We start from the raw sequence: 23,906 nt of genomic DNA, 5'->3' as shown, positions 1-23,906 counted from the left end.
CGGCGGATTGGGCACCCGGAAGGCTTTGCTTTCGGGTATCGTGGGATAGGGCAGGCGCGGATAGCGCGCCGTTCCGGTGGATGACAAGATGACGGTGGCAATCAAGAAAGTCGGCGTGATCGGTTCCGGCCAGATGGGCAACGGCATTGCGCATGTCGCGGCCTTGGCCGGCTTTGACGTGGTGCTCAACGACGTGTCCGGCGACCGGCTGAAATCCGCGCTGGCGACCATCAACGGCAATCTGACCCGCCAGGTCTCGAGGCAGACCATCAGTGATGCCGAGCGCAAGCAGGCGCTCGACCGCATCAGCTCCGCCGAGACGCTGGATGCGCTGGCCGATTGCGATCTCGTGATCGAGACCGCGGTCGAGAAGGAAGAGACCAAGCGCAAGATCTTTCACGACGTCTGCGCGGTGTTGAAGCCCGAGGCGATCGTCGCCTCCAACACCTCGTCGATTTCGATCACGCGCCTGGCGGCGTCGACCGACCGCCCCGAGCGCTTCATCGGCATTCACTTCATGAATCCGGTGCCGGTGATGGAACTGGTCGAGTTGATCCGCGGCATTGCCACCGACGACGTGACCTTCGACACCGCGAAGGCCTTCGTCAGCAAGCTCGGCAAGCAGGTTGCGGTCTCGGAGGATTTCCCGGCCTTCATCGTCAACCGTATCCTGTTGCCGATGATCAACGAGGCGATCTACACGCTGTATGAAGGCGTCGGCAATGTCGAGGCGATCGATGCTGCGATGAAGCTTGGTGCGCATCATCCGATGGGGCCGCTCGAGCTCGCCGATTTCATCGGTCTCGACACCTGCCTGTCGATCATGCAGGTGCTGCACGAGGGGCTCGCCGACTCCAAGTACCGGCCGTGCCCGCTGCTGGTGAAATACGTCGAGGCCGGCTGGCTTGGACGGAAGACCCAGCGCGGCTTCTACGACTATCGCGGCGACAAGCCGGTCCCGACCCGCTGAAGCGCCTGGCGCATCGTCGCGCGGCGCAGGCCCGCATGCTGCGGCAGCGAAGGCAAGACTCTCCTGTCGGCTGGGCCTGACGGCCATTCCGCGGCCGCGCTTGACTTGATCGGCGCAGGGCTTATCGAAACCATTTCCCGCGCGGACTATGCGCGCCTAGCAGGGTTGCTTGCCGATGAACGCTCATACGAAGACCGCCTTCTCCCGCCGCCCCACGGACCGGCCGGTGGCGGCCGACGTCAGGGCGGACCTGCTGAAGGATCCGGGCTTCGGCAAGGTCTTCTCCGACCACATGGTGGTGATCCGCTGGACCAAGGATCGCGGCTGGCACGACGCAGAAGTTTGTGCCCGCGCGCCGGTCACGCTCGATCCGGCCGCCGCCGTCCTGCACTATGGCCAGGAAATTTTCGAGGGTCTGAAAGCGTACAACCTCAGCGACGGTACCATCGCCCTGTTTCGTCCGGACCAGAACGCCCGCCGTTTCCAACAATCGGCGGCCCGCATGGCGATGCCGGAATTGCCCGAGGCTGTGTTCCTGCAGGCGGTCGACGAACTCGTGAAGATCGACACGGCCTGGATTCCGAAAGGCGACGGCAGCCTCTATCTGCGGCCCTTCATGTTCGCGACCGAGGCCTTCCTCGGCGTCCGGCCGTCTCACGAATACCTCTTCATGCTGATCGCAAGCTCGGTCGGCTCCTATTTCAAGGGCGGCGAGAAGCCCGTGACGGTGTGGCTGACCGACCGCTACACCCGCGCGGCCGAAGGTGGCACCGGCGCGGCCAAATGCGGCGGCAATTATGCGTCGAGCCTCTTGGCTCAGGCCGAGGCCATGGAGAATGGCTGCGACCAGGTCGTGTTCCTCGATGCGGCCGAGCATCGCTGGGTCGAGGAACTCGGCGGCATGAACGTATTCTTCGTGATGGACGACGGTTCGCTGGTGACGCCGCCGCTGTCGGGCACCATCCTGCCGGGCATCACGCGCGACGCCATCATCACGCTGGCCCGGAAGGAAGGCCGCACGGTCCGCGAGGAGCGCTACTCGATCGACCAGTGGCGTGCAGATGCGGCGAGCGGCAAGCTCAAGGAAGCCTTCGCCTGCGGCACCGCCGCCGTCGTCGCCTCGATCGGCAAGATCAAGAGCAGCGCCGGCGACATCGTGATATCCGACGGCACAACCGGCCCGGTGACATCAGCGATCAAGGCCAGGCTGGTCGGCATCCAGCGCGGCGAAGTCGCCGACGAGTTCGGCTGGGTGCATCGGATCAAGTAGGGCGCTTTCGAGCAGGGGTGCGTCAGCACGACGCGGCCATCGCTACGCGCCGTTAACTTTCGCGCGTTACGCCGTCGACGATCCGGGAGTATCGCCGATGGACACGATGAGCATGGTCACCAGCATCCTGGGGATGCAGCAGGGCAATTTGCAGGGCCAGATCGCGACCACGCTGACCAGGCAAAATCTGGACGCGGAAAAATTCGCCGTTCAGACCCTGCTCGGCACCGGTTCGCCCTCGACCGCCAATCTCGGTCCGGGCATCGGCGACAATCTCAACGTCACAGCGTGATCAGTAACCCGCCGAGGCCGGCTGCACCGCGGCCTTGAGCAGCGTGATGGCATCGTCGCTGGCCCATTCGGCGGGGCCGGCGATATTGGCGATCTCGCAGCCCTTGGCATCGACCAGCACCGAGGTCGGCATCCCCAGTGCCTTACCTATGTTCTTAAGATCCTGAAATACCTTGGCTTTCTGGTCGCTGAAATAGCTGAGCCCGGTCAGGTTGGCCTCTTTCAGGAAGTTCTTCGGCTTGTCGGGGTCGCGGGTGTCGATGTTGATCGCGACCACTTCGAAATCCTTGCCGCCGAGCCTGGTTTGCAGGCTGTCCAGCGCCGGCATCTCGCGACGGCAGGGCACGCACCAGGTGGCCCAGAGATTGACCAGCAGGGTCTTGCCGCGGAAATCCGACAGCTTCCTGGGCTGGCCGTTCGCGTCCTCGAAGGCCAGATCTGGCAGGCGGAGCGGGGTTGTCGCCATGGTCAGCGCCGCGACCTCGCCATGGGCCAGCGGGGCGATCTTCTTCGCCAGAGCCACCGCGCCGTCGCAGGCCGCGTCGCCGCCGGGGGGGTGCCTCAGGCTCGACACGCCGATATAGCCGAGCACAGCCCCGATCAGCACTGCGCCGATGACGAGCGGAATCCGCCGCGTGGTGGGTGATTTGGGCGGGGTCGTCTCTGGCATATCGTTTGTCATCCCGGGTCAGATATGGCTATGCAGTGCCGTGAATTACGATCGGAACTTGCGGCTCGTTTCGCCGATCCCGGCACGAAACCGCAAGGCCCGAATACAAAGTCGTGAGCGAGAAGTCATGAGCAACAAGATGTGGGGCGGCCGGTTCTCGGAGCGTCCCGATGCGATCATGGAGGAAATCAACGTCTCCATCGACGTCGACCGTCACCTTTATGCCCAGGACATCGCCGCGTCCAAGGCCCACGCGGCGATGCTCGCCGCACAAGGTATCATCACCGCCGCTGATGCGAAAAATATCGGCAAAGGTCTAGACACGATTTTGTCAGAAATCGGCAAGGGCGGTTTCGACTTCAAGCGCGCGCTCGAAGATATCCATATGAACGTCGAGTCGCGTCTGTCGGAGCTGATCGGGCCGCCCGCGGGCCGCCTGCACACTGCACGCTCGCGCAACGACCAGGTCGCGACCGATTTCCGCCTCTATGTCCGCGACACGATCGACGAGACGGACGCGGCACTGGCCGCATTCCAGAAGGCGCTGGTCGCCCGCGCGACGGAACATGCCGCGACCGTGATGCCGGGCTTCACCCACCTGCAGACCGCGCAGCCCGTCACCTTCGGCCACCATCTGCTCGCCTATGTCGAGATGGCCGGCCGCGACCGCGGCCGTTTCGCCGATGCGCGCAAGCGGCTGAACGAATCGCCGCTCGGCGCGGCCGCGCTCGCCGGCACCTCGTTCCCGATCGATCGGGCCGCCACGGCCAGGGCGCTCGGCTTCGACCGTCCGATGGCCAATTCGCTCGACGCGGTGTCGGACCGCGACTTCGTGCTGGAGACGCTGTCGGCGGCGGCGATCTGCGCCGTGCACATGTCGCGCTTTGCCGAGGAGATCGTGATCTGGACCTCGCCGCTGGTCGGTCTCGTCAGGCTCAGCGACAAGTTCACCACCGGCTCGTCGATCATGCCGCAGAAGCGCAACCCGGATGCGGCGGAACTGGTGCGCGCCAAGACCGGCCGCGTGATCGGCGCACTCACCGCGTTGCTGATCGTGATGAAAGGCCTGCCGCTTGCCTATCAAAAGGACATGCAGGAGGACAAGCAGGGCGCCATGGAAGCGTTCGCCGCGCTGTCGCTTGCGATCCGCGCCATGACCGGCATGGTCGAGGATCTCGTGCCGGACGAGGCGCGGATGAAAGCCGCGGCCGGCGAGGGCTATTCCACCGCGACCGACCTTGCAGACTGGCTGGTGCGAACCCTGAAAATGCCGTTCCGCGACGCCCACCACGTCACCGGGCGCATCGTGGGCCTCGCCTCGAAGCAGGGCGTGGCGCTGCACGAGCTGCCTCTGAAGGCGATGCAGGAGGTCGAAGCCAGGATCACGGCGGAAGCGCTGAAGGTGCTCAGCGTGGAATCCTCCGTGAAGAGCCGGACCTCATTCGGCGGCACCGCGCCGAAGAACGTGCTGGCGCAAGCCAAAGCGTGGGCCAAGCGGCTGGAAAAAGAGCGAAAATTGGGCTGAACATCAAGTTTCCCAATCATTTCCGCGGCCGGCGGGTCTCGCCAGAGCGTGGCAATGTTTGTATGGTGCGGCCCGAATTGGGGATTTCGTCGTGACTAGCAAGACAAGCCTGACCCGGTCGGGATGGGCCATCATTGTGCTGAGTGCTGCCGCGCTTGCGCTCGGCGGCTGCGGCCGCAAGGGACCGCTCGAGCTGCCGCCGACGGCGTCGAACACCGCGCCGACCGCGCAGGCCACGGACAGCGAGACCGAGCGCGCCAACCAGCCCAGCGTGTTCAATCCGACCTTTGGATCGGACGCCACGCCGAACGCTCCGAAAGGCGCGAAAAAATCGTTCATCCTCGATCCGCTGCTCGGCAACTAAGAACCAAAGCGTGCCATGAACCATTTCGACTATCGCAACGGCGTTCTGCACGCCGAGGCAGTCAATCTCATTGAGCTCGCGGAAGCCGTCGGCACGCCGTTCTATTGCTATTCGACGGCGACGCTGGAGCGGCATTATCGCGTCTTCACCGAAGCCTTCGCCGGCGAGAAGGCGCTGGTCTGCTACGCGATGAAGGCGAACTCCAACCAGTCGGTGCTGCGTACGCTGGCGAAGCTCGGGGCCGGCGCCGACGTCGTCTCCGGCGGCGAGTTGAAGCGGGCGCTGGCCGCCGGCTTCCCGCGCGACAAGATCCTGTTCTCCGGCGTCGGCAAGACCGCGGCCGAGCTGCGCGCCGCGCTCGCCGCCGACATCCTCTGCATCAACGTCGAATCCGAGCCCGAGCTCGAGCTGCTGTCGCGCCTTGCAGTCGAGATGGGCAAGACCGCGCGCATCTCGTTGCGGGTCAATCCCGACGTCGATGCCGGCACGCATGCCAAGATCTCGACCGGCAAGTCGGAGAACAAGTTCGGCATTCCGCTCGATCGCGCGCGCGAGGTCTATGCCCGCGCGGCCAAGCTGCCGGGCGTCAAGGTGACCGGCGCCGACGTGCATATCGGCAGCCAGATCACCGATCTCGGTCCGCTCGAGGCCGCCTTCCGGCTGCTCGCCGAATTCGTCCAGACGCTACGCGCCGACGGCCACGACATCTCGCATGTCGATTTCGGCGGCGGCCTCGGCATTCCCTATTACATGGATCGCGCCGCGCCGCCGGCACCCGATGCGTATGCCGCGATGGTCAAGCGAGTGACGCACAATCTCGGCTGCACGCTGATGTTCGAGCCGGGCCGCATGATCGTCGGTAACGCCGGCATCCTCGTCACCCGCGTGATCTACGTGAAGCCGGGCGATGCGAAGAACTTCGTCATCATCGACGCTGCGATGAACGATCTGATCCGCCCGACGCTGTATGAGGCCCACCACGACATTCTGCCGGTGCGCGAACCGGCGAAGGACACGCCGACCATGCTCGCCGACGTGGTCGGGCCGGTCTGCGAGACGGGCGATTACCTTGCGCTCGACCGCACGCTGCCGCAGCCGAAGGCCGGCGATCTGCTGGCGATCATGACCGCCGGCGCCTATGGCGCGGTGCAGTCCGGCACCTACAACACGCGGCCTTTGGTGCCGGAAGTGCTCGTCAAGGACGACCGGTATGCCGTGATCCGCCCGCGCATCGACGTCGACGCGCTGATCGCGATGGATAAGCCCGCGCCGTGGTTGTGAGGCCGGGATCGCGTTGATCGCGCAACGGCAGCGCAGCTGATTCGGTGTCGTCCCTGCGACAGCAGGGACGACGGTTGTGATGGGGCGACGCCTCGGGCGTCACGGCCCGTATTTCGGCGCCGGCGTCTGGTTGTAATCGATCTCGTCCGTGACGCAGGTGAAGTTGGCGGCGATGCTGGTGCTGCCGCTGCCATTGTACTTCGCGACCTTGGGGTAGACGCAGAGCGGCCGGGTCATCTGCACCGCGGGCGGCGTATCGGCGACGAACTTGGTCGCGAGGATCGTCTCCGGCGGTGTGCCGGTCTCGACCCAGTTGAGCAGCGGCGTCAGCGCATCGAACGTGTTGGGGCCGGGGCCGCCGGAGCAGTGGTACATCCCCGGCACCATGAACAGCCGGGCGTAGGTCTGGGTCCGCGCCAGCGCCGGATTGCCGCCATTGCCGAAGCCGGCCTGCTGGACGCCGCGGCCCTCATTGCCGACCAGCGCATTGAAGTAGTTGATGCTGCTCTGCGACGGGATCAGGGGATCGGCCCAGCCGTGATACATCAACAGCTTGCCGCCATGTCCGCGGAAGTCGCTGAGATCGGTGCTGGTCGCGTTGAGCACCGCGGCGAGCTGGTCATCGACGGTGTCGACGGCGTGGTGGAAGTCGAAATTGGCGAAATTGACCGAGCTGGACGGGTAGCCGAAGCTCGGCCCGAACACCCAGTAGAACAGGCCGTCGAAGGCCGGCTCGGGAAGTCGCTCCTGGAACGCGAGGCCAAGCGCGAGCAGGTCGTCGGTCTCGTTGCCGCGTTCCGAGCCCGGATTGATGACCTGCCCGTTCACCGGATCGATCGTGCCGGCGTAGTATTTCTGCATGGTCGTGACCTGGTCCGCGGTCAGGCATGCGGGTGGCATCTGACCACCGGTGCACAACAGGACCTTGGGATCGAAGCGACAGTCGCGCGGATCGGTGAGGAACTGGTCGGTGCTGGCACCGCCGTCCTGGCCGACGCACTGCTTGAGCACGGCCTGATTGATCAGCGTCATCTGGCCGGCCTGGATGAACCGGCCGGGGCTCGCATGCGTGTTCTGCCACCCGTAAAGCCCTGCCATGTGCAGATGGGTGCGGTTGAACGCCGCGGCGCCCGCCAGGATGCCGTCATAGTCGTTGGGGAAGCGCTGCGCCTCCATCAGGGCGTTCTGGCCGCCGGTGGAACACCCGGCGAAATAGGCCCGTTGCGCACGCTTGCCGTAGAATGCATTGGCGATCTCCTTGCCCTGCACGGTCATCAGGTGGATCGCCCGGTAGCCGAAATCCTTGATCCGCTCGGGATGTCCGAACAGCCCCGTCGTCGGTGCCGCCGGATCGCCGAAGTCGATGGCGAGGGCATTGCCCATGTTGCCGCTCGAACCGCAATACAGCGGATTGCAGCCCGAGGATCCGGTGCCGAGATCGCTGTTGGTCGCGGCAAAGCCGGCTTTGAGACCGGCGGCGAGCTCGGTGTAGGTGATCTGACCCTGGAAGCCGCCGCCTCCGGTGCCGAGGAACCTGCCGTTCCAGCCGCCTTCGGGCAGCCAGACCTCGATCTGGATGTTTGAATCCGAGCTCGGGACCAGGGTTGCGGTGACGCGGCAGAACGGGGGGAGGCCGGTGATCGGGGTTGGCGGAGAACCGGGAACGAGGAAGGTCCCCGTGGTGTTGTCGGTCGCCGAAGTGATCTTGGTGTACTGCAATTGCAAGGATTGGAGATTGGTGCACGGCGTTGCCGCCGCGGGCGAACTTGCGATCGCAGCTCCGGCAAACAGAGCCACGGTCGCCCCGACGAGATAGCGTGGATCACGCCTCATTCTGTCCTCCCCGATTTTTTTGCAGTTGTGGGACCGGCAGGATAGCCGACCAGGATCACAACTCAAGGGTGAACTGGAACGAAGGCGCGACTGGGGTGGCGCAGCCCGGATGCAGCGCAGCGATCCGGGCTGCGCATTTCACTTGGCGGCGTGGCTGCCCTTTCCCCCGCCGACGATGACGCCCGCCGCTTTCTCGATCGGCTTGATCGCGGCGGTGAAATCCGATTCCGGGCCCTCGTCGCGGATGATGGTCTCCCAGATGCGGCCGACCGCCTCGGCGACCTCCATCGACAGCCCGAGCGAGCGCATCTCCTCCACCGCAAGGCGCACGTCCTTCACCATCAGGCCGGTGGCGAAGCCGAAGTCGAAGCTGCGCGGCAGCACCGAGCGCGGAAACTTGTCGCGGCTCGCGGTGTTCATGCCCGAGCCGGCATTGATGACGTCGATCATGACGGCCGGATCGAGCCCGGACTTCACGCCCATCACCACGGCTTCCGACGTCGCGACCATCGCGGTCGCCGAGAGGAAATTGTTGGCGAGCTTCATGGTCTGGCCGGAGCCGGGCTTGGTGCCGATGAAGAACACCTTGCCGATCACGTCGAGGGCGCCCTTGACCAGCTCGAAATCGGCCTTCGGTCCCGACACCATCACCGCCAGCGTGCCCTTCTCGGCGCCGGCGACGCCGCCGGATACCGGGCTGTCGAGCTGCACGATGTTCTTCTTCGCCAGCAGGTCGTGAATCCTGACTGCCATCTGGGAGCCGACGGTGGAGAGATCGATGAAGCGCCTGGCCCGCTTGCCCTCGATCACGCCGCCGGGGCCGGTCGCGACCTCGAGCGAGGCCTGCAACGACGGCAGGCTCGCCATCACGGTCTCGACCCGGTCGGCGACGTCCTGCGGCGACGTTGCAGCCGCAGCGCCGAGCGCGACCAGCCTGTCGACGGCGTGCCTGCTCGTGTCGAACACGGTGAGCCTGTGCCCGGCCTCGATCAGTCGGCGCGCCATCGGGAAGCCCATCTTCCCGAGCCCGATGAATCCGATATCCATAGATGTCCTCCATTCGTCATTGCGAGGAGCGAAGCGGCGAGCAATCCACGACTCAACTTGCGGCGCCATGGATTGCTTTCCTCCGCCCGCAATGACGGCGTTGAATTGTCGGTTGCCTCACGCCTTGTTGTCGATCTCGGCGAACACTTCGCGCGCGATGCGGAAGCTGTCGACGCCGCAGGGAATGCCGGCGTAGATCGCCGCCTGCATGAAGACCTCGCGGATCTCGTCGCGGCTGACGCCGTTGGTCAGCGCGCCCTTGATATGCGCCCTCAATTCGTGCGGCCGGTTCAGGATCGCGATCATGGCGAGGTTGAGCATGCTGCGGGTCTTGCGCGGCAGTTCCTCGCGGCCCCAGACGGCGCCCCAGCAATATTCGGTGACGAGTTCCTGGAACGGCTTGTTGAAGCTGTCCGAGTTCTTCAGCGCGTTGTTGACATACGCCTCGCCGAGCACCGCCTTGCGGATCTCCAGCCCCTTGTCGTGCGTCTTCTGGTCCATGACGTTTCCTCATAGGTTGGAATGATGGTTCGGCCCGGGACGTTACGGGGACGGACCGCCGCAGTCACGCCTTCGTGTTATGCGTATTTCCCGGTGTGGGTTAAGCCCCGGAACGGGTGCCTCAATGGCGCCGTTGTGCTAGGCTGGCCTGCCGGCAACCCGGAGATTTTATTGAGCGGCGCCAATATCGACCCGTCAGACCCGTCACGGGCAGGCCCGTCTCGTGTCGTGCGCGAGAGCGACGCGATCGCGCGGCTGAAACTGACAGAGGCTCTGCAACGGGCAAAATTTGCGATTGCGTGGGAGCGATCCTGGCCGCATCTGGCGCGCCTGCTCACGGTCGCCGGTCTGTTCCTGGTGGTGTCATGGGCCGGGCTCTGGCTGGTGCTGCCGTTTGCCGCGCGCGTCGCCGGCATCGCCCTGTTTGCCCTTGCCGCGCTCGCGGCGCTGGTGCCGATGGCCCGCTTCCGCTGGCCGACCCGCGAGGAGGGGCTGAACCGGCTCGACCGCGGCGCCGGCATTCGCCACCGCCCCGCGACGACGCTGTCCGACACGCTGACCTCGCAGGATCCGTTTGCGCGGGCGCTGTGGCAGGCGCAGCGCGAGCGCACGCTGGCTTCGATCAAGCGGATTCGGGCCGGGCTGCCGTCACCGCGGGTCTCGCTGCATGATCCCTGGGCACTGCGCGCGCTCGTCATCGTGATGCTGGTCGCGACCTATGTGGCGGCCGGCGATGAGCGCGGCCTGCGCATCGCCTCGGCCTTCGACTGGAACGGCATCATGGCGCCGGCCAATATCAGGGTCGACGCCTGGGTGACGCCGCCGAACTACACCGCCAAGCCGCCGATCATCCTGTCGAACGCCAACAAGGACGCCGCCGCGGCCGACCATGGCCCGCTTGCGGTGCCGGCGGGCAGCACGCTGCTGGTGCGCTCCTCTGGCGGTGCCATCGACGTCGTGGTCGGTGGCGGCGTGAACGAGGTCGCCGCCGACGGGCAGGCGCCCCAGGGCACCAGCGAGCGTCATTTCAAGATCGCGGGTGACGGCACCGCGCATGTCCGCGCCCCGGCCGGTCAGCCGCTGTGGACGTTCTCCGCGACACCGGACCGTCCGCCGACCATCGCGCTCGCCAAGGATCCGGAGCGGCAGGCGCGCGGTGCGCTGCAACTGGCCTACAAGCTCGAGGACGATTACGGCGTCACCGAAGCCCGCGCGCAGTTCGCGCTCCGCCCCGGCGAGGCCTCGAAGGATCCGGCAAAGACCGCCGAGAAGATCGCCGAGCCGCGCCCGCTGTTCGATCCGCCGCAATTCACGCTGGCGCTGCCGAACGCCCGCACGCGAAACGGCGTCGGCCAGACCGTGAAGGATCTCAGCGAGGACCCCTACGCCGGCGCCGACGTGACATTGACGCTGACGGCGAAGGACGAAGCCGGCAACGAGGGCAAGAGCGAGCCGTTCAACATGCGGCTGCCCGAGCGTCTGTTCACCAAGCCCCTGGCGCGCGCGCTGATCGAGCAGCGCCGGATCCTCGCGCTCGACGCCAACCAGAACGGGCAGGTGTTCGCCGCGCTCGATGCGCTGATGATCGCGCCCGAGCTGTTCACGCCGGAGACCGGCCACTATCTCGGCCTCTACAATGTCAGCCGCGAGCTCGAGGCGGCACGCACCGACGACCAGCTCCGCGCGGTGGTCGCCAGCCTGTGGGCGCTTGCCGTCACCATCGAGGACGGCAACATCACCGACGTCGACAAGGCGCTGCGCGCGGCGCAGGACGCGCTGAAGCAGGCGCTGGAGCGCGGCGCGACCGACGAGGAGATCAAGAAGCTCACCGACAATCTGCGCTCCGCGCTCGACAATTTCATGCGCCAGCTCGCCGAGCAGTTCCGCAACAATCCGCAGCAATTGACGCGGCCGCTCGATCCCAACACCAAGATGCTGAGCCAGAACGACCTGAAGAACATGCTCGACCGCCTGGAGCGGCTGTCGCGCTCCGGCGACAAGGACGCCGCCAAGCAGCTGCTCGAACAGCTCCAGGAGATGCTGGAGAATCTGCAGATGGCGCAGCCCCAGCAGGGCGACAACGACATGGAGCAGGCGCTCAACGAGCTCGGCGACATGATCCGCAAGCAGCAGCAGCTGCGCGACAAGACCTTCAAGCAGGGCCAGGATTCCCGGCGTGACCGGATGCGCGGCAAGCAGGGCGACCAGTCGATGTCCGACCTGCAGCAGGACCAGCAGGCGCTGCGTGACCGCCTGAAGAAGCTGCAGGACGAACTCGCCAAGCGCGGCATGGGACCGGAGCAGCGAGGCCAGAAGGGCCAAAAAGGGCAGCAGGGTCAACAGGGACAACAAGGCGAGCAGGGCGAACAAGCCGACCAGGGCGATGACGGCGATGGGCTCGATCAGGCGGATTCGGCGATGGGCGATGCCTCCGGCCGGCTCGGCGAGGGCAATGCCGACGGTGCGGTGGATTCGCAGGGCCGTGCGCTCGACGCGCTGCGCAAGGGCCAGCAGAGCCTTGCCGAGGCCATGCAGCAGGGCGATGGCGACCAGCAGGGCGACGGCCCCGGCAACCGCGTCGGCCGCCAGCAGAGTGGCGGTAACCAGACCGATCCGCTCGGCAGGCCGTTGCACGGCCGCGAGTTTGGTGACGACTACACCGTGAAGATCCCCGGCGAGATCGACGTGCAGCGCGTTCGCCGCATCCTCGAGGAGCTGCGCCGCCGCCTCGCCGACCCGTCACGGCCGCAGATCGAGCTCGACTACATCGAGCGGCTGCTGAAGGATTATTAGCCGCGGGCGGCATTGCGAGCGCCATGACGGAGGAGAGGTCGCGGCGAACGTCCGTTGGCCGCTACATCTTGCTCGCCGCCAGCGCATCCGCCACCGCGGTGCGGATATCCGCCACCGAGAACGGCTTCGTCACCACATCATGCACGATGGCATCGAGGCCGGAGGCGCGCTCGCGCTGGTCGGCGAAGCCGGTCATCAGCAGGATCTTCAGCTCAGGGAAATCGCGCGCCGCGGTCAGCGCCAGAGCGATGCCGTCCATCACCGGCATCATGATGTCGGTCAGCAGCAGGTCGAACGTGCCCTCGCTGCTGGCGAGGATCTCGAGCGCTTCGGCGCCGTCCTGCGCGGTCACGATCTCGTGGCCGTCCATGGCGATGGCCCGCGCCACCAGCGTGCGCATGGAGTCTTCGTCGTCGGCGATCAGGACACGCGGCATGGTGATCGGTCGGTTCCGGGACCAGGACGCGGCTCAGGCATGGCCGCCGGCGATATCGTGCTTGTTGAAGAAGCGTATGTCGATGTTGCGGCCCTCGGGCGGCGGTGAGGCGAGGCGCGACTTGAAGAAGGCGGCTTCGCCGGGATTGAGCACGGCCTGCTCCAGCACCGCGTTCCAGGCGTAGATTTCCGCGCCCTGCGCATCGCGGACGGCGAAGCGCAGCCGCGGCAGCTCGACCCGCTTGCGGGTCTGGCCGACGATCGTGCCTTCGATAACCAGCACCGGCTTGCCGTCGACGGTCTCGCTGGCGATCTTGAGATCCTTGAAGGCGAGGCCGCGCAGGTTCACGTCGATCCCGATCACCTTGTAGAACAACGCGGTCTGCGGCAGCAGGCGCACCACATCGTTGCGCCAGACCAGGAGAGCCACGATCAGCGCGCCCATCGCCGCGCAGGTCGTCGGCAGCGCGCCGATGACAGGCATGAAGCGAATCCGGGGCAGTGACGGCAGGCGGAACAGGCGGGGCATCCCGGGCAGGCGCAGGCGGCGCTTCGGCTCGGCCATGCCGGGGTCGGCATGGGCCTCGGCGTCCTCCTGGGCCACCGCCGGCCAGTCGGCAGCAGCGCCGCTGCTCTCGCCAGGCCAGTCGGTCGAGATCGAGGGACTGTCGACCACAGGGGTCCCGGCGTTCTCATCGCGAGCCATCGCCTCCCATTCGGCGGCGACGTCGGAACCGCCGGAATGGCTGGCGGCCGCCATCGCGGTCATATTGGCCTCGACGGCGTCCTCCGGCCGGGCCAGCCAGACCTCCTTGCAGCGGGAACAGCGTACCGTCCGCCCGGACTCGCCCAGAGTGGCCGGATTGATGGCGTAGGATGTTGTACAATGAGGGCAAACGATGTGCATGGAGCCCAATCTCCACTGTGTCTTTGCCCGGATGCTACAGACCGACCGTTAACGAATCGGAAACCATAACCGAAGCACAACGCTTTCGTGCGGTTCGCGGCCGGTCGGCCGGTCGGCGGGCCGTCTCCGCCGGGTTCCAGGCTGTCCCCCCTCTCGAACGGAGCTAGCTCTTGGTTCGGTTCGAAAATGTCGGTTTGCGCTACGGGCTCGGCCCGGAGATTTTGCGCGACCTGTCCTTCATGATCCCCGCGCACTCGTTCCAGTTCCTTACCGGACCGTCGGGGGCGGGGAAGACCTCGCTGCTGCGGCTGTTGTTCCTGTCGCTGCGGCCGACCCGCGGGCTGGTCAACCTGTTCGGCCACGACATCTCGCTGCTCAACAAGGACCAGATCGCCGACCTGCGCAAGCGCATCGGCATCGTGCTGCAGGATTTCCGCCTGCTCGACCACATGACGACCTATGAGAACGTCGCGCTGCCGTTTCGCGTCATGGGCCGCGACGAATCGAGCTACCGCCGCGAGGTGATCGACCTTCTGAAATGGGTCGGCCTCGGCGAGCGCATGGACGCGCTGCCCCCGATCCTGTCGGGCGGCGAGAAGCAACGCGCCGCGATCGCCCGCGCGGTGATCTCGCGGCCGCAGCTGCTGCTCGCGGACGAGCCGACCGGCAGCGTCGACCCGACGCTCGGACGGCGCTTGCTGCGGCTGTTCATCGAACTCAACAAGTCAGGCACCGCCGTCATCATCGCAACCCACGACATCACCCTGATGGACCAGTACGAGGCGCGGCGGCTGGTGCTGCACCAGGGACGGCTGCACATCTATGAATAGGAGCGGCGACGAGCAGGTCTCATTGGTGGATCTCGGGCGCGAGCGTCCGCAGCTCCCGGCCATGGCGCGCAACATGTCGCCGATCGTGCCGCGCGCCTCGATCTCGGGCCGCGCGCTGGTCGCGGTCGTTGCGATCATGACCTTCCTCGCCTCGATGACGACGGGCACGGTGCTGCTGGTCAGTGCGTCCGCTGCCGAATGGCAATCGGAAGTCTCGAGCGAGATCACCATCCAGGTGCGGCCCTCGCCCGGGCGCGACCTCGACCGCGACTCACAGGCGGCGGCGGATGCGATGCGCGCGCAGCCGGGAATCCTCGAGGTTCGCCCGTTCAGCAAGGAGGAGTCGGGCAAGCTGCTGGAGCCGTGGCTCGGCAGCGGGCTCTCGATCGACGACCTGCCGGTGCCGCGCGTCATCGTGGCGCGGCTGCAGCCCGGCACGACGCTCGATCTTGCCGGCCTGCGCGCGCGGGTGACGCAGGCGGCGCCGACCGCCAGCGTCGACGATCACCGCGCCTGGATCGAGCGCATGCGCTCGATGACCGGCGCCACGGTGTTCGCAGGAGTCGGCATCCTGATCCTCGTCATCATCGCCACCATCATCTCGGTGTCGTTCGCCACCCGCGGCGCGATGGCGGCCAACCGGCCGATCGTCGAGGTGCTGCATTTCGTCGGTGCCGGCGACAGCTACATCGCCAACCGTTTCCTGCGGCATTTCCTCCGGCTAGGGCTCGAGGGCGGCCTGATCGGCGGCGGTGCGGCGATGCTGATGTTCGGCTTCTCCGAATCGATCGCCAACTGGTTCGCCGGCACGCCGGTCGGCGACCAGTTCGCGGCCCTGCTCGGCACCTTCTCGTTGCGGCCATCGGGTTATCTCGCGCTGGCCGCGCAGGCGGTGCTGATCGCGGCGATCACGGCATGGGCGTCGCGGCGCACCCTGTTCGCGACCCTCGATGACATCGAGTGACGCCGCGCCAAGGCCTGCGGCAAAGCCGGACTCCACTTCGCATGAATTCGCGCCAAAGCGCGGTCGGACGAACAGTCATCGCGCTTCAGCTCCTTGTTTGAGCATGATCTTTTCGGAAAAACCGCTTCACACTTTTCCGGATCATGCCTTAAAATCGGCCCCGGGGGAGAGGAACTACCGCATCACATGGGTTTGCAGCTCGACGATACGTCGCCGAACGTCCGTGCCGCGCGCACGCGAGGCTGGTTGCGTGCGGCCATCGTGGCATCGTTTGCGCTCTGCTTCGTGGCGGCGGCGGTCGGCTTCGTCGGTTTCCTGTCGCAGCTCCGCGGGGTGGAGGCCGAACCGCCGCACAATGCCGACGGCATCGTGGTGCTGACCGGCGGCTCGTCGCGGGTGTCGGATGCGATGGAGCTGCTGGCCGCCGGCTACGGCAAGCGGTTGCTGATCTCGGGCGTGCATCCGACCAACGACGCCAACGACATCTCCCGCTCGGTGCCGGACAGCCAGCCGCTGATGCGCTGCTGCGTCGATCTCGACCACTCCGCGGTCAACACCCGCAGCAACGCGGCGGAGACCCGGCGCTGGGTGCGTGAGCGCGGCTTCAAGTCGCTGATCGTGGTAACGTCCAACTACCACATGCCGCGGGCGATCGTGGAACTGTCGCATGCGATGCCCGATGTGACCCTGATCCCCTTCGCCGTGGTGGGCGACAAATGGCGCGACGAACCCTGGTGGACGAGTGGCGCGACCGTCCGTCTCTTGCTATCGGAATACGCCAAATACGTCGCCGCGGAGGTGCGGGTGCGGCTGGCCGATGCCGGCCTCGATCTGGCCCCCGATCTCGGCGAGCCAGGGCAGCGCCGCCCGGCAACGGCGCTGGCGAATTGAAATTGCAGGCACCGTCATTGCGGGATGGTGCGCAGCGCCAGACCTAAGATAGACAAGACCGACGTTACAAAATTGTGTATCGCGGAACCTCGAGAATCCGGGTTCGCTTCGCGCCCCGGGATGACAGTGCAGGGGATAGTGTTGAGAATGACTTCGATCTTCCTGCGCTCGCTCGTCTTCAACGTGCTGTTCTACCTCGTGCTGGTGGTGCTGTGCATCATTGCGATTCCGACGCTGCTGCTGCCGCGGGGGGCGCTGATGGCGCTGGAGGCGGCGTGGGCGAACATCAGCCTGTTTCTGATGCGCGTGATCTGCAACATCCGGATCGAATTCCGCGGCATCGAGAAGATTCCGAAGGGCCCGCTGGTCGTCGCCTCGAAGCACCAGTCGTTCTGGGAGACGTTTGCGCTGGTGCGGTTCTTCGACCATCCGCTGTTCATCCTCAAGCGCGAGCTGATGATGATCCCGGTGTTCGGCTGGTATCTCAAGAAGGTCGGCATGATCTCGGTCGACCGTGGTGGCGGGCCGCGCTCGCTCTTGAAGACGCTGAAGCAGGCGGCAGCCGAAGTGAAGCTCGGCCGCCAGCTCGTGATCTTCCCCGAGGGCACCCGCACGGCGCCAGGCGCGCCGCCGAACTACAAGGCCGGCGTCGCCCAGATCTATGTCGAGAGTGCCGTGCCGTGCCTGCCGATCGCGCTCAATTCCGGGCTGTTCTGGCCGCGCCGCACCTTCATGCGCTATCCGGGGACGCTGGTGGTCGAATTCCTCGATCCGCTGCCGCCGGGATTGCCGCGCGAAGAGTTCCTCAACCGCCTGCGCGAGGCGATCGAAACCGCGACCGGCCGCATCGTCGAGGCCGCCCGCGCCGAGCAGGCGCAATTGTTCGGCGGCGTGCCGAGTGCTGCGAAGGGGTGAGGCGCATTGGCGGACGACCTCATCTCTCCCTCGAGAATGCCAAATCAGCGCGGTGCGGCCGCCGGCGTTCCTGGAAAGCGAACCCCGAAGCGCTGGATGAGACCGGGGACGCTGCTCATGTCCATGTCGAGCTCATAGCGCGCGCAGAGCGCCGCGAGCCGCTGCGGATCGGGGGGACCGTCGATCAACGCTGATCCCAGCTCACGGAAATAGTTCTCGAACCCCGCAGGCGATATGATTTCCAGTATCCGGGCTGGTGTGTCCCCGGCGTTCCAGAACGTGTGCCATTGCTCGCGCGGCTTGAAGAGCAGGTCTCCCGGATTGCCGATCACGACGGAATCGCCGAGCAGCGCCCCGATCTTGCCCTCGAGGACGAAGCTGTACTCGTCTTCGCGATGATGCCGATGCATGGGCGCTGCGAGGGCGCGCGGCTGCATCGGATGTTCGACCAGGGCGATGCGTTGGCCGGCATCGTCTCCCTCGATCATGAGCCGGGCGCTCGTGCCGCCGAGAATTGCGAGGTGACCATCATGCGGGCCAAGAACCCGGGGCGATGCCATGTTGCCCTCCCTCACACCGTGTGCGTCAGGTTCGTTCGGGCGGGCGCGGCAGCGCTCCGACCTGGTGAAGAAGCGCAAACCGGTCGGGCACGCCCCAGTGCTCGACGAGCTTGCCGTCGGCAAAGCGGCAGATGTCGATGACATCGATGGCCACTGGCTTGCCCGAGCGCGGATCGACGCCCGTTGCCTTGCTGCGCGCCCACACCGTATCGCCGGCTTCCACGACCGCCTCTATGCTGAGCTTCAGGTCCTTGATGCTGTGCCTCGCATCCTCGATCTGTGCCTTCAGGATCTGCGGGCCGGGGATATCGGTTTTCGACAGATATTCGTGTTCGATCAGCGTCTCGGCGCAAACCTCGTCCGCGACGGCGAGGTCTCCCCGGGAAAAGCCGCGCTCGACGATGGCTTTGAAGCGTTCCAGGTTCGTCGGCATGTTCATCGCTCCGGCTTCCGGGCCGGCGACGATGATGCCGGCTGTGATGAGGCCGAGTTCGCGTCGCGTCATCCATGTCACCGCGTCGGGCCTCCCGGTTCGGGCGGACCTTGCGGGACACCCGGCAGAAGCGCTTGTAGATTTTGGTCATCCCCCGGGGAAAAAAATGTTCTCCCAGTCGCCGACGAGGCGGCCTGGCGGCAGGCCGGCAAAGACGTGGCATTCGCGGATGAAATGGGCCTGATCGAAGTAGCCGAGTTCGTGAACGATCTCGGTCCAGGGCCGGTCCGGAGCGTCGCGATGGGCGACCAATGCCCTGTCGAACCGGATCGTGCGTGCGAACAATTTCGGTGTCATTCCAACCTGCGCCGCAAAACGACGCTGGAATTGACTGGTGCTGAAACCGGATCTTGCAACGAGCCGCTCGATCCGCGCGCGGCCCTGGACGGCGATCATCCGGCGTGACGCGAGTCCGATCGTGCAGTCCGGACCGCGGCTTTCGAGCTTGGCCTCGATCCAGCGTTCGACAGCCGCGACGCGCAGGTCGAAGTCCGGTGCCATGCGGACGACGTCGCCAAGAACCGTGGCGGATCTGCCAAGAACATCCGAGGCCGCCGGGTCCTGGTTGACAAGGGACGTCATGTTGATTCCGACCAATCGGTTCAAACCGGTCGGTTGAAACAGAATGTTGAAAACATGGATCGAGCCCGACAGGAAAACATGCGCCCGACGATAGGTTTGCGGTCCGATCACGCTCATGTCCGGCGTCGGCTTCGCCTGACCATCGTCGATACGAACGCGATATGGCTCAGCCACGTGGATGTTCAGGATTTGATGCGGTCGTGCCGCAACGGGCCAGGCCAGCACCGCGCGTCCCAGCTCCACGCGTCTCTCCTCGAACGCGCGCACGACGCCTCGAAGTTGGGAACCGGGCAATGTCCGCTTGATGTCCATCGCGAGCCCTCAATGGCACAAGCCTAGATCGCGCCGATACCGGCGACAAGGTTTCTACCGTCGGCCTCCGGCGTCACAGCGGGACGAAGGCAAGGTGGTCTATCCGAGCCAGCGGAAGGAAGGCGTATCGCGGCCCTCAGTCCTCCGAGCGGGGACCGGTCACGGGTGAGGGAACCGGCATGGAGTTCGGCGAGTTCGCGTGTGATCGACACGGAGCCGGACTCATCAGGCGACAGAACGGAGCCGGCGTTGAATTGGAGGGCGAACAGAAACCTTCCGGGTTCAAGGTGACCGCTTCGCGTGACGTCGAAGAAAAACAGCCTGGAGCCGGAACAGAACCGGCTCCATTCGATTGGCACCGGCCGGCAAGCATGTCGGCCGAAAGTGATCGGATGACGGATTGTCGAATTCATCCAACAAATCGGTGACCACACCGAACGCGGATCAAGACAGGGCGCTTCGTCCGCTGCTCGCGCTGAACTTCTTCATGGCGGACATGCAGGCCGGCGTCGGCCCCTTCCTGGGGGTGTTCCTGCTCGCGCATGGCTGGCAGAGCGGCTGGATCGGGACGGTGATGACCGCCGGCGGCATCGCCGGGATGTTGATGACGACGCCAGCCGGAGCGTTGATCGACGCCACGCGCAGCAAGAGGCTGTTCGTCATCGTTCCCGGCATTTTCACCGTCGTCGCGTCGGGACTCGTGCTGCTGTCGCAGGAGTTCTGGCTCGTGGCGGCCTCGCAGGTCGCAACCGCAATCGCCGCCGCCGCGATCGGTCCTGCCGTCGCGGGCATCACGCTCGGCATCGTGCGTCAGGCCGGCTTCAATCGGCAGATCGGCCGCAACCAGGCCTTCAACCACGCCGGCAACATGGCCGGCGCCGGGCTATCCGGTCTGGTCGGCTGGCTGTACGGCTTCAACGCCGTGTTCTGGCTCGCAGCGTTGTTCGGTGTCCTCTCGATCATATCGGTGCTCATGATCCCGGGCGACGCCATCGACAATGACGCGGCCCGCGGACTCGCACGCGCGACCAACGACGACAAGCCCGCGAGCGGATTGCAGGTCCTGGTCGCATCGAAGCCGTTATTGGTCCTTGCCGCGGCACTGCTTTTCTTTCATCTAGGCAACGCCGCAATGCTCCCGCTTTATGGTCTCGCCGTGGTCGCCGACAAGCAGGCCGATCCGGCGAGCTTCGTCGCCCTAACAATCGTGATCGCCCAGGGGACCATGATCCTGACTTCGCTCGTCGCAATGCGCATGGCTGAGAAGGACGGCTACTGGCCGGTGCTGCTGGTGTCGTTCGTCGCCCTGCCGATCCGGGGTATCATCGCGGCGTGGCTGGTGAACCGGTGGGGCGTCTATCCGGTTCAAATTCTCGACGGCGTAGGTGCCGGCCTGCAAAGTGTGGCGGTACCGGGCCTCGTCGCGCGGATTCTCGATGGCACGGGACGGATCAACGCCGGCCAGGGCGCGGTGATGACCACCCAGGGTATCGGGGCCTCGCTCAGTCCGGCGATCGGCGGCTGGATCGCGCAGGAACTCGGCTATGGTCCGATGTTCCTCCTCCTCGGCGGGTTCGCGGCGATCTCGGTCGCGTTGTGGATCGTCTTTGCTCCCTTGCTCAAGCCGGCCTGCGCGGCGAAATCCGAGCGCGCGCATCAGGGGATGGCTGCGACAGTGACGGGCGTCGCCTGATGCTCGGCAACCACGCGGCAACCTGGAGCATCGCGGGCTTCGCGACCCTCGGCGTCATCGCGCGCCCGTGGAATCTGCCGGAATTCATCTGGGCCGTCACCGGCGCCGTGCTGCTGGTCGCGTTCGACCTGCTGCCGTGGCGGGACGCGATGGCGGCCGCGGGAAAGGGCACCGACGTCTACTTCTTCCTGATCGGCATGATGCTGCTGGCCGAGGTTGCGCGCAAGGAAGGCCTGTTCGACTGGCTCGCGGAGCAGGCCGTCAGGCATTCGCGGAAATCGGCATCCCGGCTGTTTGCGATCGTCTACGCGGTCGGCACGCTGGTGACGATTTTCCTGTCGAACGACGCCACTGCGGTCGTGCTGACGCCTGCGGTCTACGCCGCGACCCGCGCCGCGAAGGTCGAGCCGCTGCCGTATCTGTTCGTCTGCGCGTTCATCGCCAATGCCGCGAGCTTCGTGCTTCCGATCTCGAATCCGGCGAACCTCGTGCTGTTCGGCGCGCGGATGCCGACGCTGCCGGAGTGGCTGCACTACTTCCTGCTGCCCTCGGTGGCGGCGATCGCGGCGACCTTCATCCTGCTTCGGATCAGCCAGCGCAACGCGTTGCGCGGCGGCGTGGAAGGCAGCGGCGACGAAGCCGTCGCCCTGACGAAAGCCGCCGCGATCGTCGGCGTCGGCATCGGTGCGACCGCCGTGGTCCTGCTCGCCGCATCGACGGTCGGCGCGGATCTCGGCCTGCCGACGTTCGTCTGCGGCGCCGTGGTGACCGCGATCGTGCTGCTGCTCGGCCGAAAATCGCCGGCGTCGATCGTCCGGGACATTTCGTGGTCGGTCCTGCCTCTCGTCGCCGGGCTGTTCATCCTGGTTGAAGGCCTCAACCGCACGGGCGTGCTCCCCGCGCTCGCCGACGCGTTGAAGCGTGCCACGGCCGCCTCGCCCCACGCGACGGCGTGGGGGGCCGGCATCGTCACGGCGCTCGTCTCGAACCTGATCAACAATTTGCCGATGGGGCTGATCGCGGCGACGACCACGCACACCGCGCAGTCGTCCCCTCACGTCACCGGCGCGGTGCTGATCGGCGTCGATCTCGGCCCCAATCTTTCAGTCACGGGCTCGCTCGCAACGATCCTGTGGCTGATCGCGCTGCGCCGGGAAGGCGAGCACGTCAGTGCCCTCCGCTTCCTGCGGCTGGGCGTCTGCGTGATGGCTCCGGCCCTGGTGCTGTCGCTGCTCGCGCTCTCGCTGGTCGCGCCATGAAGGGTAGGGGCTTGAGCCTCCTCAGCGCATCACGAACGGATTGGCCGGCACATCCTGCGCGGTCGAGATCCAGACGCTCTTGGTTTCCTGATATTCGCGCACCGCGTCGATGCCGCTCTCGCGTCCGACGCCGGAATGCTTCATGCCGCCGAACGGCATCATGTAGCTGATGGCGCGGTAGGTGTTCACCCACACGGTGCCGGCGCGCAGCTGCTTCGGCACGCGGACCGCGCGGGCGAGGTCCTTGGTCCAGATCCCGGCGGCGAGGCCGTAGATCGTGTCGTTGGCGATGCGGACGGCCTCCTCCTCGGTGTCGAAGCCGATGATCGAGAGCACCGGCCCGAACACTTCCTCTCGCGCGATGCGCATCGAGTTGTCGACATCGGTGAAGATGGTCGGCTCGACGAACTGGCCGCCGGTGATGCCAGCACCCGAGGCGGGCTTGCCGCCGAGCAGGCAGCGCGCACCTTCGGTCTTGGCGATGTCGATATAGTCGAGCACCTTCTTGTACTGCGCGGGCGTCGTGATCGGCCCGACATTGGTGTCCGATTTCATCGGGTCGCCGATCCTGGCGGTCCGCGCCAGCTCCAGCACGCGCGCGACGAACTTGTCCTTGATCGAGTTCTGCACCAGCAGGCGCGAGCCGGCGATGCAGGTCTGGCCGGTGGCGGCGAAGATGCCGGAGATGGCGCCGGCGGCCGCCGCCGTCAGGTCGGCATCCTCGAACACGATATTGGGGGACTTGCCGCCGAGCTCGAGCGACACGCGTTTCAGGCTCTTCGCGGCGGTCTCGTAGACCTTCGCTCCAGTGGCGTCCGATCCGGTGAAGGTGATCTTGGCGACGCCGGGATGGGCGATCAGCGCGCTGCCGGCCTCGGGGCCAAATCCCGTCACCACGTTGAAGATGCCGTCCGGAATCCCGGCCTCCTTGGTGAGTGCGGCAAATTCCAGCGTGCTGGCCGAGGTGAATTCCGACGGCTTGACGATGACCGCGCAGCCGGCGGCGAGCGCGGCGGCGCATTTCCAGGCGACGAACAAGAGCGGCGAGTTCCAGGCGGTGAGCGCCGCGACCACGCCGACCGGCTCATGGGTCGTGTAGGCGAAGGTCTCCGGCTTGTCGATCGGCACCAGGCCGCCTTCCAGCTTGTCGACCAGCCCGCCATAGTACCACCACCATTCGGAGTGGTAGCGGAGCTGGCCCAGCATCTCCGCCATCAGCTTGCCGTTGTCGCGCACCTCGATCTCGGCGAGCCGCTCGGCGTTGGCGGCGACGAGGTCACCGAGCTTGCGCATCACCTTGCCGCGGGCCGACGCCGTCATCTTCGCCCACGGGCCCTGCCACATCGCCTCGTTGGCGGCCTTCACGGCCTTGTCGGCATCGGCGGCCGATCCGCGCGGGATCCTGGCCCAGGCCTCGCCGCGATAGGGATCGATCGTGTCGAACCACTCGCCGTTGGCGGGATCGACATACTGACCGTTGATGTAGAGTTGATAGGTTTTCATCATGTTCTCCCGTCGCG

At 66.0% G+C, this 23,906-nt stretch carries 23 protein-coding genes; 13 read left to right on the top strand and 10 right to left on the bottom strand.

All coding sequences use genetic code 11. The features are described from left to right. The first annotated feature begins 88 nt into the window (after positions 1-88). From JQ586_RS18460 to JQ586_RS18450, 3 genes are all read left to right on the top strand, one after another. Positions 89-970 (top strand): 3-hydroxybutyryl-CoA dehydrogenase, encoded by an 882-nt coding sequence (locus JQ586_RS18460; RefSeq protein ID WP_212396025.1) that lies wholly within the window; start codon positions 89-91, stop codon positions 968-970. Positions 971-1,145: 175 nt separating this feature from the next. Continuing rightward, positions 1,146-2,240: a branched-chain amino acid aminotransferase gene (locus JQ586_RS18455; RefSeq protein WP_212396024.1), complete on the top strand. Its 1,095-nt coding sequence runs from the start codon at positions 1,146-1,148 to the stop codon at positions 2,238-2,240. Between the two features lie 97 nt (positions 2,241-2,337). Then, positions 2,338-2,532 (top strand): putative motility protein, encoded by a 195-nt coding sequence (locus tag JQ586_RS18450; RefSeq protein WP_212396023.1) that lies wholly within the window; start codon positions 2,338-2,340, stop codon positions 2,530-2,532. On the opposite strand, the gene tlpA is transcribed toward JQ586_RS18450, so the two are convergent. Then, entirely contained in the window at positions 2,533-3,213 is a 681-nt protein-coding gene (gene tlpA / locus JQ586_RS18445; protein ID WP_212396022.1) for a thiol:disulfide interchange protein TlpA, read from the bottom strand. A gap of 115 nt (positions 3,214-3,328) precedes the next feature. Here tlpA and argH point away from each other — a divergent pair, with 115 nt between their 5' ends. The 3 genes from argH to lysA all read left to right on the top strand — a co-directional run bounded on the left by argH (position 3,329) and on the right by lysA (position 6,371). Next, entirely contained in the window at positions 3,329-4,726 is a 1,398-nt protein-coding gene (gene argH, locus JQ586_RS18440) for an argininosuccinate lyase (protein WP_212396021.1), read from the top strand. A gap of 91 nt (positions 4,727-4,817) precedes the next feature. Next, on the top strand, positions 4,818-5,090 hold the full coding sequence (lptM, locus tag JQ586_RS18435; RefSeq protein ID WP_212396020.1) for an LPS translocon maturation chaperone LptM: 273 nt from the start codon (positions 4,818-4,820) through the stop codon (positions 5,088-5,090). A 15-nt stretch (positions 5,091-5,105) separates the two neighbouring features. After that, a complete protein-coding gene (gene lysA / locus JQ586_RS18430; protein ID WP_212396019.1) occupies positions 5,106-6,371 on the top strand; it encodes a diaminopimelate decarboxylase in 1,266 nt (421 codons plus the stop codon). 99 nt (positions 6,372-6,470) lie between these two features. Here the strand turns inward: lysA and JQ586_RS18425 are convergent, their stop codons facing one another. The 3 genes from JQ586_RS18425 to JQ586_RS18415 all read right to left on the bottom strand — a co-directional run bounded on the left by JQ586_RS18425 (position 6,471) and on the right by JQ586_RS18415 (position 9,752). Next, positions 6,471-8,204 carry a tannase/feruloyl esterase family alpha/beta hydrolase gene (locus JQ586_RS18425; protein ID WP_212396018.1) on the bottom strand — a complete coding sequence of 578 codons (1,734 nt, stop codon included), beginning with the start codon at positions 8,202-8,204 and terminating at the stop codon, positions 6,471-6,473. A 138-nt stretch (positions 8,205-8,342) separates the two neighbouring features. Next, on the bottom strand, positions 8,343-9,251 hold the full coding sequence (locus JQ586_RS18420) for an NAD(P)-dependent oxidoreductase (protein WP_212396017.1): 909 nt from the start codon (positions 9,249-9,251) through the stop codon (positions 8,343-8,345). Positions 9,252-9,368: 117 nt separating this feature from the next. After that, complete coding sequence (locus tag JQ586_RS18415; RefSeq protein WP_212396016.1) at positions 9,369-9,752, bottom strand: carboxymuconolactone decarboxylase family protein; 384 nt, start codon at positions 9,750-9,752, stop codon at positions 9,369-9,371. Positions 9,753-9,923: 171 nt separating this feature from the next. Here JQ586_RS18415 and JQ586_RS18410 point away from each other — a divergent pair, with 171 nt between their 5' ends. Beyond that, the gene (locus tag JQ586_RS18410; RefSeq protein WP_212396015.1) at positions 9,924-12,545 is read left to right on the top strand and encodes a TIGR02302 family protein; all 2,622 of its coding nucleotides are present in this window, start codon (positions 9,924-9,926) and stop codon (positions 12,543-12,545) included. A gap of 61 nt (positions 12,546-12,606) precedes the next feature. Here JQ586_RS18410 and JQ586_RS18405 read toward each other — a convergent pair whose 3' ends face one another. Together JQ586_RS18405 and JQ586_RS18400 are read right to left on the bottom strand one after the other, a co-directional pair. Then, the gene (locus JQ586_RS18405) at positions 12,607-12,981 is read right to left on the bottom strand and encodes a response regulator (RefSeq protein ID WP_212396014.1); all 375 of its coding nucleotides are present in this window, start codon (positions 12,979-12,981) and stop codon (positions 12,607-12,609) included. Between the two features lie 33 nt (positions 12,982-13,014). Further along, a complete protein-coding gene (locus JQ586_RS18400; RefSeq protein WP_212396013.1) occupies positions 13,015-13,887 on the bottom strand; it encodes an MJ0042-type zinc finger domain-containing protein in 873 nt (290 codons plus the stop codon). A gap of 170 nt (positions 13,888-14,057) precedes the next feature. On the opposite strand from JQ586_RS18400, the gene ftsE reads away from it, so the two are divergent. The 4 genes from ftsE to JQ586_RS18380 all read left to right on the top strand — a co-directional run bounded on the left by ftsE (position 14,058) and on the right by JQ586_RS18380 (position 17,487). Then, positions 14,058-14,717 carry a cell division ATP-binding protein FtsE gene (gene ftsE, locus JQ586_RS18395; RefSeq protein ID WP_212396012.1) on the top strand — a complete coding sequence of 220 codons (660 nt, stop codon included), beginning with the start codon at positions 14,058-14,060 and terminating at the stop codon, positions 14,715-14,717. Then, positions 14,710-15,681, top strand: coding sequence for an ABC transporter permease (locus tag JQ586_RS18390; RefSeq protein ID WP_212396011.1), 972 nt, complete (start codon positions 14,710-14,712; stop codon positions 15,679-15,681). Before ftsE ends, JQ586_RS18390 begins: the two co-directional genes overlap by 8 nt. Before the next feature lie 186 nt (positions 15,682-15,867). After that, positions 15,868-16,572, top strand: a complete 705-nt coding sequence (locus JQ586_RS18385; protein WP_212396010.1) for a YdcF family protein — start codon at positions 15,868-15,870, stop codon at positions 16,570-16,572. 147 nt (positions 16,573-16,719) lie between these two features. Beyond that, the gene (locus tag JQ586_RS18380; RefSeq protein ID WP_212396009.1) at positions 16,720-17,487 is read left to right on the top strand and encodes a 1-acyl-sn-glycerol-3-phosphate acyltransferase; all 768 of its coding nucleotides are present in this window, start codon (positions 16,720-16,722) and stop codon (positions 17,485-17,487) included. 44 nt (positions 17,488-17,531) lie between these two features. Here the strand turns inward: JQ586_RS18380 and JQ586_RS18375 are convergent, their stop codons facing one another. From JQ586_RS18375 to JQ586_RS18365, 3 genes are all read right to left on the bottom strand, one after another. Continuing rightward, on the bottom strand, positions 17,532-18,047 hold the full coding sequence (locus JQ586_RS18375; protein ID WP_249147734.1) for a cupin domain-containing protein: 516 nt from the start codon (positions 18,045-18,047) through the stop codon (positions 17,532-17,534). A 25-nt stretch (positions 18,048-18,072) separates the two neighbouring features. Continuing rightward, a complete protein-coding gene (locus JQ586_RS18370) occupies positions 18,073-18,552 on the bottom strand; it encodes an ester cyclase (RefSeq protein ID WP_212396008.1) in 480 nt (159 codons plus the stop codon). Positions 18,553-18,627: 75 nt separating this feature from the next. After that, positions 18,628-19,365, bottom strand: a complete 738-nt coding sequence (locus tag JQ586_RS18365) for an AraC family transcriptional regulator (RefSeq protein WP_212396007.1) — start codon at positions 19,363-19,365, stop codon at positions 18,628-18,630. Positions 19,366-19,900: 535 nt separating this feature from the next. Here JQ586_RS18365 and JQ586_RS18360 point away from each other — a divergent pair. Together JQ586_RS18360 and JQ586_RS18355 are read left to right on the top strand one after the other, a co-directional pair. Continuing rightward, positions 19,901-21,127, top strand: a complete 1,227-nt coding sequence (locus tag JQ586_RS18360) for an MFS transporter (RefSeq protein ID WP_409410997.1) — start codon at positions 19,901-19,903, stop codon at positions 21,125-21,127. Then, complete coding sequence (locus JQ586_RS18355) at positions 21,127-22,386, top strand: arsenic transporter (RefSeq protein WP_212396006.1); 1,260 nt, start codon at positions 21,127-21,129, stop codon at positions 22,384-22,386. Before JQ586_RS18360 ends, JQ586_RS18355 begins: the two co-directional genes overlap by 1 nt. A 21-nt stretch (positions 22,387-22,407) precedes the next feature. On the opposite strand, the gene JQ586_RS18350 is transcribed toward JQ586_RS18355, so the two are convergent. Next, a complete protein-coding gene (locus JQ586_RS18350; RefSeq protein WP_212396005.1) occupies positions 22,408-23,889 on the bottom strand; it encodes an aldehyde dehydrogenase in 1,482 nt (493 codons plus the stop codon). Between the last annotated feature and the right edge of the window lie 17 nt (positions 23,890-23,906).

Source organism: Bradyrhizobium jicamae, from assembly GCF_018130215.1.
Taxonomy (GTDB): Bacteria; Pseudomonadota; Alphaproteobacteria; order Rhizobiales; family Xanthobacteraceae; genus Bradyrhizobium; species Bradyrhizobium jicamae_A.
The sequence above is the reverse complement of the archived record's forward strand: the minus strand, read 5'-3'. Positions and strand labels throughout refer to the sequence as shown.

What these genes read in the sequence shown, in the direction of transcription:
- JQ586_RS18370 (WP_212396008.1), bottom strand. Translation starts at nt 18,552, where the DNA reads ATGACGCGACGCGAACTCGGCCTCATCACAGCCGGCATCATCGTCGCC.
- JQ586_RS18460 (WP_212396025.1), top strand. Translation starts at nt 89, where the DNA reads ATGACGGTGGCAATCAAGAAAGTCGGCGTGATCGGTTCCGGCCAGATG.
- JQ586_RS18400 (WP_212396013.1), bottom strand. Translation starts at nt 13,887, where the DNA reads ATGCACATCGTTTGCCCTCATTGTACAACATCCTACGCCATCAATCCG.
- JQ586_RS18405 (WP_212396014.1), bottom strand. Translation starts at nt 12,981, where the DNA reads ATGCCGCGTGTCCTGATCGCCGACGACGAAGACTCCATGCGCACGCTG.
- JQ586_RS18450 (WP_212396023.1), top strand. Translation starts at nt 2,338, where the DNA reads ATGGACACGATGAGCATGGTCACCAGCATCCTGGGGATGCAGCAGGGC.
- JQ586_RS18355 (WP_212396006.1), top strand. Translation starts at nt 21,127, where the DNA reads ATGCTCGGCAACCACGCGGCAACCTGGAGCATCGCGGGCTTCGCGACC.
- JQ586_RS18385 (WP_212396010.1), top strand. Translation starts at nt 15,868, where the DNA reads ATGGGTTTGCAGCTCGACGATACGTCGCCGAACGTCCGTGCCGCGCGC.
- argH (WP_212396021.1), top strand. Translation starts at nt 3,329, where the DNA reads ATGAGCAACAAGATGTGGGGCGGCCGGTTCTCGGAGCGTCCCGATGCG.
- JQ586_RS18390 (WP_212396011.1), top strand. Translation starts at nt 14,710, where the DNA reads ATGAATAGGAGCGGCGACGAGCAGGTCTCATTGGTGGATCTCGGGCGC.
- JQ586_RS18350 (WP_212396005.1), bottom strand. Translation starts at nt 23,889, where the DNA reads ATGAAAACCTATCAACTCTACATCAACGGTCAGTATGTCGATCCCGCC.
- lysA (WP_212396019.1), top strand. Translation starts at nt 5,106, where the DNA reads ATGAACCATTTCGACTATCGCAACGGCGTTCTGCACGCCGAGGCAGTC.
- JQ586_RS18375 (WP_249147734.1), bottom strand. Translation starts at nt 18,047, where the DNA reads ATGGCATCGCCCCGGGTTCTTGGCCCGCATGATGGTCACCTCGCAATT.
- JQ586_RS18455 (WP_212396024.1), top strand. Translation starts at nt 1,146, where the DNA reads ATGAACGCTCATACGAAGACCGCCTTCTCCCGCCGCCCCACGGACCGG.
- tlpA (WP_212396022.1), bottom strand. Translation starts at nt 3,213, where the DNA reads ATGACAAACGATATGCCAGAGACGACCCCGCCCAAATCACCCACCACG.
- JQ586_RS18420 (WP_212396017.1), bottom strand. Translation starts at nt 9,251, where the DNA reads ATGGATATCGGATTCATCGGGCTCGGGAAGATGGGCTTCCCGATGGCG.
- JQ586_RS18415 (WP_212396016.1), bottom strand. Translation starts at nt 9,752, where the DNA reads ATGGACCAGAAGACGCACGACAAGGGGCTGGAGATCCGCAAGGCGGTG.
- JQ586_RS18425 (WP_212396018.1), bottom strand. Translation starts at nt 8,204, where the DNA reads ATGAGGCGTGATCCACGCTATCTCGTCGGGGCGACCGTGGCTCTGTTT.
- JQ586_RS18380 (WP_212396009.1), top strand. Translation starts at nt 16,720, where the DNA reads ATGACTTCGATCTTCCTGCGCTCGCTCGTCTTCAACGTGCTGTTCTAC.